The 12327-nt window shown below is 37.7% G+C and carries 11 protein-coding genes; 7 read left to right on the forward strand and 4 right to left on the reverse strand.

All coding sequences use genetic code 11. The features are described 5' to 3' along the window. Positions 1 to 47: 47 nt before the first annotated feature. The 5 genes from CLV94_RS07505 (at position 48) to CLV94_RS07525 (ending at position 4416) form a co-directional block, all read left to right on the forward strand. Complete coding sequence (locus CLV94_RS07505; protein ID WP_121375784.1) at positions 48 to 1310, forward strand: sensor histidine kinase; 1263 nt, start codon at positions 48 to 50, stop codon at positions 1308 to 1310. A gap of 8 nt (positions 1311 to 1318) precedes the next feature. Next, positions 1319 to 2005: a response regulator transcription factor gene (locus CLV94_RS07510; protein ID WP_121375785.1), complete on the forward strand. Its 687-nt coding sequence runs from the start codon at positions 1319 to 1321 to the stop codon at positions 2003 to 2005. Between the two features lie 68 nt (positions 2006 to 2073). After that, a complete protein-coding gene (locus CLV94_RS07515; RefSeq protein ID WP_121375786.1) occupies positions 2074 to 2547 on the forward strand; it encodes a methylated-DNA--[protein]-cysteine S-methyltransferase in 474 nt (157 codons plus the stop codon). Between the two features lie 11 nt (positions 2548 to 2558). Next, positions 2559 to 3719 carry a serine hydrolase domain-containing protein gene (locus tag CLV94_RS07520; RefSeq protein WP_121375787.1) on the forward strand — a complete coding sequence of 387 codons (1161 nt, stop codon included), beginning with the start codon at positions 2559 to 2561 and terminating at the stop codon, positions 3717 to 3719. After that, a complete protein-coding gene (locus CLV94_RS07525) occupies positions 3703 to 4416 on the forward strand; it encodes a 3'-5' exonuclease (protein WP_121375788.1) in 714 nt (237 codons plus the stop codon). The genes CLV94_RS07520 and CLV94_RS07525 overlap by 17 nt, the downstream gene beginning before the upstream one ends. A gap of 47 nt (positions 4417 to 4463) precedes the next feature. Here the strand turns inward: CLV94_RS07525 and CLV94_RS07530 are convergent, their stop codons facing one another. Continuing rightward, positions 4464 to 5078 (reverse strand): hypothetical protein, encoded by a 615-nt coding sequence (locus CLV94_RS07530; protein WP_121375789.1) that lies wholly within the window; start codon positions 5076 to 5078, stop codon positions 4464 to 4466. A gap of 199 nt (positions 5079 to 5277) precedes the next feature. Continuing rightward, entirely contained in the window at positions 5278 to 8235 is a 2958-nt protein-coding gene (locus CLV94_RS07535; protein ID WP_121375790.1) for a S8 family serine peptidase, read from the reverse strand. A gap of 225 nt (positions 8236 to 8460) precedes the next feature. Here CLV94_RS07535 and CLV94_RS07540 point away from each other — a divergent pair, with 225 nt between their 5' ends. Next, positions 8461 to 10152, forward strand: a complete 1692-nt coding sequence (locus CLV94_RS07540) for an ABC transporter ATP-binding protein (RefSeq protein WP_121375791.1) — start codon at positions 8461 to 8463, stop codon at positions 10150 to 10152. Between the two features lie 12 nt (positions 10153 to 10164). Next, on the forward strand, positions 10165 to 10908 hold the full coding sequence (locus CLV94_RS07545; protein WP_121375792.1) for a hypothetical protein: 744 nt from the start codon (positions 10165 to 10167) through the stop codon (positions 10906 to 10908). A 50-nt stretch (positions 10909 to 10958) separates the two neighbouring features. Here CLV94_RS07545 and CLV94_RS07550 read toward each other — a convergent pair whose 3' ends face one another. Together CLV94_RS07550 and CLV94_RS07555 are read right to left on the reverse strand one after the other, a co-directional pair. Beyond that, positions 10959 to 11618 (reverse strand): 3-oxoacid CoA-transferase subunit B, encoded by a 660-nt coding sequence (locus CLV94_RS07550; RefSeq protein WP_121375793.1) that lies wholly within the window; start codon positions 11616 to 11618, stop codon positions 10959 to 10961. A 2-nt stretch (positions 11619 to 11620) separates the two neighbouring features. Continuing rightward, positions 11621 to 12322 (reverse strand): CoA transferase subunit A, encoded by a 702-nt coding sequence (locus CLV94_RS07555; RefSeq protein WP_121375794.1) that lies wholly within the window; start codon positions 12320 to 12322, stop codon positions 11621 to 11623. Positions 12323 to 12327 lie beyond the last annotated feature (5 nt).

Genomic DNA, 12327 nt, shown 5'->3' on the forward strand with positions numbered 1-12327 from the left:
GCACCCTAATTTATAGTAATATCGTACTCTAATTCATACTTCACATATTGAAATTCAACAAATTAAATATTATTATTTTCATTGGATTGTTTGCTATCGTGGGCGTCCTTTTTATGCAATTGCTCACTCTTTCGCAAGCGTATGCTTTTGAAAAAAAGGAATTCAGCGAAAAGATACATTTTGCATTGCAGGATGTGGTCACAAAAATCCATAAAGACAACAAGACTGAAATTCCGATAACCAGCCAGATAAAAAAAATTACAGATGATTATTATATTGTAAACGTCGATGATGTTTTTGATGCGACGGTGTTAGAATACTACCTCAAGACGGAATTCCAAAAAGTAAAACTGAATATCGATTACGAATACGCAATCTACAACTGCGGTTCAGACGAAATGATGTATGGAAAATATGTGTCCTCATCCGACAGAAAAGCGCCGCGATGTGAAAAATGCTTTACTAAAAAAGAAGGCTTGGTGTATTATTTCGCAATCCGTTTTCCGCAACTCAAATACAATTATATCACGTCGCTCCAGCAATATTGGGTCTATACGGGAGTGCTTATTTTAGTTTTGGTAATTTATGTTTATTCGGTATTGCTCTTAATCAAGCAAAAAAAATACACCGAGCTTCAGACCGATTTCATCAATAATATGACACATGAGTTTAAGACTCCGATTTCATCAATCCTTATCGCATCCAATTATGCCAGCAATCAGGAGGAAATTGTTAAAAATCCAAAACTCTCAAAATACGTTCAGATTATTATCGAACAGAGCAATAAGCTGAACCAGCATATCGAAAAAATCCTGCATATCGCCAAAAGCGATTCGCATATGATGCAGCTTGAAAAGACACAATTCAATTTATTGGATATCGTTGGCTTGGCCAAAGAAACCATACTTTTAAAATATGAAAAGGAAATTTCAATCGAAATACTAAGCGAAAAATCAGACTATCAAATTGTTGCAGATGAATTTCATTTCTCAAATGTCGTATACAATATCTTAGACAATGCTATAAAATACAATGACGCGTCGCCAAAAATCCAGATAAAAATTACAGAGAGTCCAAAAGAAATCAAGCTGGAGTTTGTCGATAACGGAATTGGTATTGAAACTCCCGAATTAAATGCTATTTTTGATAAATTCTACCGAATCTCAAGCGCAAAACGCAATGAAGTAGGCGGTTTCGGACTCGGATTGTTCTATGTCAAGAAAATCTGTATTTTGCACCAGTGGAAAATAACGATTAAAAACAATCAAGAAAGCACCGGTATTACTGTAACTATCAGTATTCCGAAATAGCAATCACTATGGAAAAAAGCAAAATTTTTTATGTCGAAGATGACGCTACCTTGGCGTTTTTGACTATAGATTATTTAGAGCAGTTTTACGACATTACGCATTTTTCAGATGGTGCTGAAGCCATAAAAAATTTCCATAAAAAAAACTACGACTTATGTATTTTGGATGTCATGCTTCCAAAAAAAGACGGCTTTGAAATTGCGCAAGAAATAAGAAACTCAAATGCTGAAATTCCGATTCTATTTCTTTCTGCGAAATCGTTAAAAGAAGACCGAATTAGAGGATTAAAATTAGGAGCCGATGATTTTTTAGTCAAGCCATTCAGCTTGGAAGAATTGAGCCTAAAGATTGAAGTTTTCCTAAAAAGAAGCTCTAAAGCACCTTTACAAGTACAAAAAAGCTATGAGATAGGAAGCTTTCAGTTTCATCCAAATGATTATTGCCTGACAAGAAATACAGACAAAATAAATCTGACCGAACGCGAATCTGCTTTGCTGAAATTATTTTTAGATAACAAGAATGAAATCTTGAAACGTGAAAAAATCCTCACTTCGCTATGGGGCGACGATGATTATTTTATGGGCAGAAGCCTAGATGTCTTTATATCGCGTCTTAGAAAGATTTTTAAAGACGAAGACAAAGTCAATATTGAAAATATTCCTAGGATCGGTTTCAAATTGGTCATGGAAAATTAAGAAGCTTTCGCGGCCTATTTTAAATCGGAAAGTTTTTTTTCATAACTTTAGATTTTAAACACTTTTCCATGTTACAAGCCTATATCAAAACACCACTCGGAATTGCTGAAATTTGCGGCGATGAAAACGGAATTTCCAGTATTACCGCATTTGATGAAGGAAAGCCACTGTCTGACAATATTCCTCACGAACTTCGAGAAGCCGTAACCCAGCTACAAGATTACTTTGACGGAAAAAGAAACGATTTTACATTCCAGCTAAATCCATCAGGAACTGATTTCCAAAAAAAAGTATGGAAAGGACTTCTTGAAATTCCATACGGGAAGACACTATCTTATCAAGAATTTTCCATTCGTCTTGGCGATGTCAAGGCCATTCGTGCCGTAGCTTCTGCTAATGGAAGAAATCCGCTTTGGATTGTAGTTCCTTGCCATCGTGTCATCGGTTCAGATGGTTCGCTCACAGGATATGCCGGAGGATTGTGGCGAAAAAAATGGCTTCTGGATCATGAAAATCCTGTCAAACAGCAAAGTTTATTCTAAATAAGATACGTATGAGATTTCTGAAAAAATTCCTTTTGTGGTTTCTGGTTGTTTTTGCCCTGCTGATTCTTCTGCTGTATATTTTTGATCTCAGTTATCTGATTCGCGCTGTGAGGATTACGTATCTGAACGGAGAAAAGACAGCCTTTCTTGAAGATTATGTAGAATTTCCAAACCGTGAAATACAGAAAGGAATCGGTCAGCCTTGGGCCATCAGCAAAGAATATAATAAGGCAAAACCAACGGATGAACTTGAAGAAACAAACAAGAAATTCAAGACGGTAGCTTTCATGATTATCAAAAATGACAGTATTTGGTACGAAAGCTATTACGACGGATATGATAAAGACACAAAATCAAATTCCTTCTCGATGGCTAAAAGTATCGTAACGGCTGCGTTGGGAAAAGCTATCATGCAAGGGAAAATTAAAAGCTTAGATCAAAAAGTGACGGATTTTTTTCCAGAATTTTCAGGAAAATTTGGCGATAAGATGACGGTTGGCGATTTGTCGTCAATGTCTTCTGGATTGGATTGGGACGAATCCTATTACAGTCCTTTTTCAATTACTACCAGAGCCTATTTTGATGATAACCTCACGGATGTTATTCTCGGCCTAAAAGTGGTCGAAGAACCGGGTAAAGAATTTAAATATTTGAGTGGCAATACACAATTGCTTTCCATGATAATTGAAAAAGCAACAGGCGAGCATTTGGCTGATTATGTTTCAGAACACTTTTGGAAGCCGCTTGGAGCTGAGAATGAAGCGCTTTGGCAGCTCGATAATCCAAACGGAATTGAGAAAGCTTATTGCTGTATCGCAAGCAATGCTAGAGATTTTGCTCGCTTCGGGAAATTATACAAACAGCACGGCAAATGGAACGGAAAACAAATTTTAGATTCGGCTTTTGTGCAACAATGCATAACTCCTAGATTCTCAGATGCACCAATGTACGGTTATGGTTGGTGGATCAGCGATCATCTCAATAAGCCGCTTTACTACATGCAAGGACATTTGGGACAATATGTAATTGTAATACCAGACGATGATTTAATTATTGTGAGACTGGGACGCGAGCGCGATGAAAGAGCAGACGGCAATTTCCACAGAAACGATTTTTATGTATATATAGAAGAAACTTATAAAATGATACGCCATGATAGACAAAATTAGCCTAGAAAACATTCTTTTTCTGGATATTGAAACTGTTCCAGAAGAAGAAGCCTTTAATGCCTTAGACGAGGAAAAAAAAGAATTATTTGACCAAAAGACGCAATACCAGCGAAAAGAACAATTTACCGCGGAAGAATTTTATGATAGAGCTGGAATTTGGGCCGAATTTGGTAAAATAGTATGCATTTCGGTCGGGTATTTTACTTTTAAAAGTGATATCCGTCATTTCAGAGTTACCTCCTTTTTTGGAGAAGAGAAGAAGATACTCCGAGATTTCAGCAACCTGCTGGATAATCACTTTGACAAGCCGCAGCATATCATGTGCGGGCATAATGCTAAAGAGTTTGACTTTCCTTTTATTGCAAGAAGAATGATTATCAATCAGATAAGAATTCCGAACAAGCTAAATCTTTTCGGAAAAAAGCCTTGGGAAGTTCCTCATCTAGACACTTTAGAAATGTGGAAGTTTGGCGATTTCAAGCATTATACTTCTTTAAAGCTACTGACTAACGTTTTAAATATTCCCTCGCCGAAAGACGATATCAGCGGAAGCGATGTCGGGCATGTGTATTATGTAGAAAAAGATATTGATCGGATTATTACGTATTGCGAAAAAGATGTCATTGCTGTAGCACAAATTTTACTGCGATTGAGACGCGAAGATTTGCTTATTGAAGAAGAAATAATACATATCTAAATAAAAAATGCCTTGAAATTTCAAGGCATTTTTCTTTTTCAAGCATTTTATTTTTTAGAAGGATTTGTCGCGTTCGTTTTATAATAATAGTTGTCATTACTATTGTTTCCATAATTACTGCTGCTTCCGTAGTAATAAGAACTTCCTGTGTTTCCTGCGTAAGCATTTCCTTTTACGCTTCCGACAGTATCTATTATTTGGCCATTACGACTGTAGATAAGCTGGAGGCCACCGACTTGAGACAAAGCATAACGATTATAAGTCATATATACAGAACCGATTCTTTTAATTCGATCTTGAGCGTCATAATTTATAAACACGTTTCCGATACGTCTGATCCTGCCTTGGCTGTCATGTTCTATTCGGATGCCTTGTGCTGGACGTATTACGCCTAGAGCACCATAAGTGTTATTTACATTGGCACTTGAGCTTCTTTTGCCGTTTTTATAATATAAGTCACCGTCGCCAACAGTTGGTTCTGTATTAAAATCGAATTGGCCATCAGGAAAAACATAAAAGGCAATTCCCCTTTCAATAAATGTTATTGGCTCATCGTTAAAATTTGTAATAAAACTTTTTTCGCCAAAAAGTTGAGTTACTTCTGCATTCGCTGTGTTTCCAAGTACTAAAATACTAGCCACTAAGAGAGTAATTCTTTTCATAATCAAGATAATTTGAGTTCCTGCCTACTCTTGCGATTTTCAGCTTTTTCGAACCTTAAAAAGTAAGGTTATTTAGCCTTATCCAATTTGCGTGCCAAAACTTTTTTAGAATAAAGAAGCTGGGCTGTTTAAAATAAAAATCCCGATTGCTTTTTTTGCAATCGGGACTAATTATCAGTGATTTACATTTGAAAATAAATTATCTGTTCAAGACAATTTTTTTAGTCGTTTTCAGACTTCCATTTTGGATAGAAAGGATGTAGACTCCATCCGATAAGTTTTCAATATTTAAAACTTCATCCGTATTGGCAGTTTCTTTCGTAAGAATTCTTCTTCCTTGGATGTCGTTCAAGTATAAAGTAGTTTTCTCAGAATTTTGAGGTAATCTTACATTCAAGATACCTTTTGTAGGATTCGGATATACAGAAACATTTAGCAATTCATTGTTACCAACGCTAAGATTAGAAACAACAACATTGCAGAAATTAAGGCTGAATGCTGTAATTGCACCTCCATCGCCTTCATAAGGATCAACCGCATACAATGTCCATACTCCGTCTGCAGGGAGGTTGTTGAAATTACTCAAAGCTTCAAAAGGCTGTACTGTTCCGATGATTGAAGGGGAAGTAGTACGGCATGAAAAAGCACTTCCGGCATCGCTTAAAGTGGCCGAAATGTTATCATTATCACCGCAAGGCTCTTGGAATAATTTTATAATAGGAGAGCCGATTGCTTCTGGTCCTTCCAGATAGATGGTCATATCTTCGATATACGTATGCGTGATATTGATAGTGGCTGTAAGGCTTCCAACAGTCATGCCTCCTGTTACGGTAATAGGTACGAAACCTTGAGAATCCTCAACATCTGCAATAGCAGCCTGAGAAAAATCAGTAGCAGTAAAAATATTATTGCACGTTAGGACTCCAGTCTTGAAATTGAATGCAGTGCTAGTAGCAGCTTGGCCGCATCTGTTTTTTTGCATTACTCTCCAAAAATACTCTGATTCTGTAGTAAGGTCGCTTAAAGCATAGAATGTGTCTGTAGTTTCTAAATTTAGGATCAGATTAGCGAAGTTGCTATCTGTTGCGACTTGTACGATATAAGATTCAGCATTAACAGATGCTTCCCACTTTAACTCAAACGCAGTAGCTAGACCAGCTTTGTTATTTGTTGGCGTTAAAAGCACCGTATTTTGGAAATTTGTATTGTAAACTCTTAAGACAACATATTTAGTTTCAGTTTCAGCCCCACGAGTACCTTTAAGTCCAATAGTATACTCACCAGGAGCAACATTTTGAAGATTAGAAATTACCATAGAAACATCTCCATTTACTGAAGAAGAAGAAGTGCTTAAGTTAGCAGTAGCTCCAGCAGGAAGATCCACTACTGAAAAAGCAGTGCTTTCGGCAGTCGTAGTAGTATATCTGAAATTATAGGTTGCTGTATTAGTACTGCATATTGTCTGGTCTTCCGAAAGGGAAGTCAACGCAAATGTTGAAGTTACTCCTGTTACAATAAGAGAGAAATTTTGAGGCCCTAATTGTAATGTTCCTTTGTGCGTTACAGTTATAGTATACGTTCCTGAAGCTCCAGAAACATTTACTTTTTCGACGTTATCAACATTGTTATCGCCATTGTTTACCGCATTTGCAGAAGGATCAGCTAGCAATTTCCATGGGAAATACGTTGAAGCTCCTTTTGTAATTCGGATATCTAAGTCATTTACAAGTGCTGGTGTTGGGTCGTTTGCAATTCCATTGTTGTTTGGCGTTCCAGGAACGTCAGTCCAAACAATAGTTGCCTGTAATGGATCTACACCGTTTGAATTTACGGTCATTGTAAATGTTTGCCCTTGTTGTAGTTTTTCTTCAGAAATTACACTGCCTAATCCGTTTGCTGTAATTGTTTCAGCCGCTTTTTTAGCATTCAGCAATCCCCATCCAAAAACAGCATCTGGACCTGGATTACCAGCGTCATCTGCCGTATGGCAAGCCAATGCTTTTAAGGTAGCCGCTCTCATGAAACGATTGTTCTTTATCCTATAATATTGCTGTAAAAGCAATAATGTTCCTGTAACGTTTGGAGAAGCCATAGAAGTTCCAGAAAGAGTTCCATAGGCCGAATCCGATGTTTCAAAAGTTGAAAATAAACCTGTACCGTTTCCAGTAATATCTGGTTTTATTCTAAAATCGTCAGTAGGACCTTGGCTGCTGCTAGAATTAATCGCAACGCTTGACAAATTCCCGGTTGCGGCAACAATAACAGCATCTTGTGCATTTGCAACGACAAGATTGTTTTTAGCTGTTTTATTCCCCGTTAGCTTGTCATATCCAAAAGCTAAAGCAAAAGGATTTTCATCATTTCCGTTATTTCCTGCCGAAGCAACCATTAAGTAGTAGGGAGCATTGTAAGCAATTTCATCCCAAGCTCTTGTGTCGGCCGTATAGCCTCCAATGTACCAATCCGGAGCGAACTCTCCACTATTCGGATTCACAATCGGAACTCCGTAAGAATGGTTAGAAAGAAGCATTCCTAATTGTATTTCTGCAAGAGCTTCGCTTTGGTCATTAGTCCAGTTGAAAGTCCTTACTTGTGCTTGAGTAGCCATTCCTTTTGCATTCGCACTGATTCCCGCAGCTGCAATCGTACCTGTAACGTGGGTAGCATGGAAATTATTTCCTGTTGCGCCAGCCATAGCATCTTCAACAGTAATCCTACCTTGAAATTCACGGTGCGAAGCTCTGACTTTTCCTCCGTCCCAAACACGGGCTGTCATTCCTTGTCCGTCCAAATTAAGGCCAAGAGCACCACCAGTATTTAAAAAGTTAGTTCTTGTCGATCTTGCCGCGGCAACATTGTTTAGCGAATAATAAATAGGAAATCCATCAGGCGTTACTTTCATCAATTCGTCGACCGTGCCATTTTCATTTTTAAAAAACTCAGGCCAGTTTTTTGATTTCGCAACCTTTAAGGCATGTTCTTTCTCAATTATCGCTTGTTCGCGGTACTTTTCTTCAAGCTCCTTAAGCTTTTTTAAGTCGTAATTTTTTGTAATCTGCTCAATGTCATGTTTATCTTGTGCAAAACCTATAGAGGAAATAGCAAATAAAAATAACAGAGCACCTATTTTAAAATAGGAAGTGGAATTTTTTATCACTTGGGGTGCGTTTTAAGGGTTTTTAAAATTTTTTCAAATATAGCGAATTGTCTCATATTCAATAATGTTTTGAAAATTTTATTTCAAATAGCACTGAAAACAAACATATTAAACGAAATATGTAAGAAATACCAATGTTTTATAAAAGAATCATAAAATATATACGTCCAAAAAGGAACGAAGGTTTTATTTTTATGTACAATCGTTTTTGCTATTTTTATACACATGAAAAAACAGCCATTGTTAAAAGTTAACAGCTTAGAAATTTTTTTTAAAAAAGAAGGAATCTTTAAGCCCATCATCAATTCTATAAGCTACGTTTTAGAAAGCAATGAGATTTTAGGAATTGTCGGAGAATCGGGCTCTGGGAAATCAGTTTCTTCTCTTGCCGTTATGGGACTGCTTCCTAAAAATATTTCTAAAATTTCTAATGGAGAGATACTTTTTCAAGGCAAAAACATAGCACAGCTCTCAAAAGAGAAACTGCGAAATTTGAGAGGCAAGGAGATTTCCATGATTTTTCAAGAACCAATGAGTTCGTTGAATCCTTCCTTAAAATGTGGCTTTCAAGTAGAAGAAATGCTGCTGCAGCATACCCGACTTTCTAAAAAGGAAATAAAAAAAGAAACGCTTGCGCTGTTCGAAAAGGTAAAGCTTCCCAACCCGGAGAAAATTTATGAAAGCTATCCGCACCAAATTTCTGGCGGACAGAAACAGCGCGTTATGATAGCGATGGCGATTGCCTGCAAGCCCAAAATCCTTATTGCGGATGAGCCTACAACGGCTTTAGACGTAACCGTACAGAAAGAAATTATCCAATTACTGAAAGATATCCAACAAGAAACAGGGATGAGCATTATGTTTATTTCGCACGATTTGGCGCTAGTTTCTGAAATTGCCAACCGGGTTTTGGTCATGTACAAAGGCGAAATCGTTGAGCAAGGCGATGCTTCGGATGTTTTTCATAACCCGCAGCATATCTATACAAAAGCTTTAGTGAGCTCAAGACCTTCTTTGAATGTTCGTTTGAAAAGGCTTCCAACCATAAAAGATTATCTGGAAAATTCCGTGAACCCAGAAATTATTACTGCCGACAAGCGAAAAAAGGAACATGAGAAATTATATAGCCAAATTCCGATTCTCGAAGTAAAAAATGTCGAAAAAGAATATTTTTCTACGGCAGGATTGTTTGGAAAAAGAACTGGTTTTAAAGCCGTGAATGATGTCAGTTTTAAGATTTATGAAGGCGAGACACTAGGACTTGTCGGCGAATCGGGATGCGGAAAATCGACTCTAGGAAATGCCATACTGCAATTAGATAAAGCAACGGCAGGCCAGATTTTTTATAGAGGTGTCGATATTATGAAACTTCCCAAAAAAGATATCCGGGCGCTGAGAAAGGAAATCCAGATTATCTTTCAAGATCCGTATTCGTCTTTAAATCCTAGAATTCCTGTTGGTAAAGCCATTATGGAACCTATGAAAGTCCATAAGTTGTATAAAAATGATGCGGAACGCAAACTAAAAACCATCGAGATTTTAGAAAGAGTAGGATTAGGCGAAGAGTATTTTGATCGGTATCCACATGAATTTTCTGGAGGACAGCGACAGCGAATTGGAATTGCCAGAACGATTGCCCTTCAGCCAAAATTAATTGTCTGTGACGAGTCAGTTTCTGCTTTAGACATTTCGGTTCAAGCGCAAGTGTTGAATCTTTTGAACGAGCTGAAAGAGAATTTCGGATTTACTTATATCTTTATTTCACATGACTTGGCTGTTGTAAAATACATGTCAGATCAGGTTTTGGTCATGAGCAAAGGCAAGATTGAAGAAATGGCCGATGCAGATGTCCTATATAAAAATCCACAGAAAGAATACACCAAAAAATTAATTGCAGCCATACCGAAAGGAAATTAAAAGACGAATTCTATGAAATACATCCTAATCTTGCTTTTTTTCGCATGCCTTTCCTGTTCTGATAAAAAAACAGAAACAGAAGAAATTGCTGTCCAGACAGAACCAGAAACTATTCCTATAACTGAAATTACTTCCTTGAAAAAAGATTCGTTGATGTTAGACGCTACAGGAAGCAATATCTCCGCAGACAAAGTTGTAATTACAGAATTGAAAAGAACTTATGATAAAGACAGTATCCGTACTGCTTTTTTTGCCATTGATTTTTTCAAGAATGCTAAGAAAGTTTATTCACACCCTGTCAGAATTGATTTTGGAAGAGAAGAAGGAGCCGAGTGGAGTATCAATCAAGAATTCATGACCGATTCAAAGCAAGCGAGTACTGATAAGCGATTTGTTCATTGCGATAATGGCATTGCGGCTTGCGGCTATACTCACACGCAATTTCTGTTCTTTTTAGGAGAAGATGGCATCCAGCTGGTTTCGCAATGGGATTCCATGTGGGACAGCGGTTATGGAGTTGATTCCGAGTTTACGCCTGATTTTAAAACTAATCCGATAACGTCTTTTGTGGTAAAAACCGTAGATGTTTCTCCTGACGAAACCGTCAAAGACACGATTGACAGATTGGTCGTTTCTTATTCGGATTCTACTTGTTATAATTTTGAAAACGGGAAGTGGAAAAAAAACCAGTTATCTGAAAAAGGAAAGGTGTATCGGACAGAGAAATTTACTTTTGACGAATATCATAAACAATAATAGAAAAAGCCGCAGTTTGATTTGCGGCTTTTTTGGTTTTATAAGAAAACTTAGTCAATAACCATTTCAGGGATAGTTCCTTCAATAATCAGATTTCCTTCTGTTGCTCTTTTGATGTCTTCAACCGAAACGCCTGGCGCTCTTTCTAAAAGCTTAAAACCTTCAGGGACGATTTCTAAAACCGCCAATTCGGTTACTACTTTTTTCACGCAGCCAACGCCTGTCAAAGGCAAAGAACATCTTTTTAAAAGTTTTGATTCTCCTGCTTTGTTCACGTGCATCATCGCTACGATAATGTTTTCAGCAGAGGCTACTAAATCCATAGCACCGCCCATTCCTTTGACCATTTTGCCTGGAATTTTCCAGTTGGCAATATCACCGTTTTCGGCAACTTCCATTGCTCCAAGAATTGTCAAGTCTACTTTTTGGCTACGAATCATTCCGAAGCTAAAGGCAGAGTCGAAAAAACTGGCGCCAGGAAGTGTCGTGATAGTTTGTTTTCCTGCGTTGATAACATCGGCATCTTCTTCGCCTTCAAACGGAAAAGGCCCCATGCCAAGCACTCCGTTTTCGCTTTGAAATTCTACGGAAATATCTTCTCTAACATAATTGGCAACCAAAGTTGGGATACCGATTCCAAGATTGACGAAATATTTGTCTTTTACTTCTTTGGCGATTCGTTTTGCAATATCTTCTTTACTAAGTGCCATAATTAGTTTTTTTGTCTTACGGTTCGTTGTTCAATTCTTTTCTCAAATTTTTCGCCTTGGAAGATGCGCTGCACCATGATTCCCGGAATGTGAATTTGGTTCGGATCAAGTACGCCAGCTGGAACTAATTCCTCTACTTCGGCGATTGTGATTTTTGCAGCTCCGGCCATGCAAGCATTAAAATTTCTTGCCGTTCCTTTAAAGATGAGGTTGCCAGCTTCATCGCCTTTCCAAGCTTTTACGATTGAAAAATCAGCTTTGAAGGCTTCTTCCATGATGTGCATTTTTCCGTTGAATTCACGCGCTTCTTTTCCTTCGGCTACTTCGGTTCCGTAACCAGCAGGCGTAAAAAAGGCTGGAATTCCAGCTTGTGCCGCGCGGCATTTTTCAGCTAAAGTTCCTTGCGGTGTCAATTCGACTTCAAGTTCTCCAGAAAGCATCTGGCGTTCGAATTCAGCATTTTCTCCTACATACGAAGAAATCATCTTTTTTATCTGGCGTTTTTGGAGTAATAATCCTAATCCAAAGTCATCGACTCCTGCATTGTTTGAGATACAGGTCAGATCCGTTATTTCAAGTTTTACTAATTCTGCGATGCTGTTTTCTGGGATGCCACAAAGTCCGAAACCGCCAAGCATAATAGTCTGCCCATTTTGAATATCTTTCAGTGCATCGGCAACAGATGCGACTTTTTTATTAATCATATAAT

Origin of the sequence: Flavobacterium endophyticum, assembly GCF_003634455.1 — a bacterium.
Taxonomy (GTDB): Bacteria; Bacteroidota; Bacteroidia; order Flavobacteriales; family Flavobacteriaceae; genus Flavobacterium; species Flavobacterium endophyticum.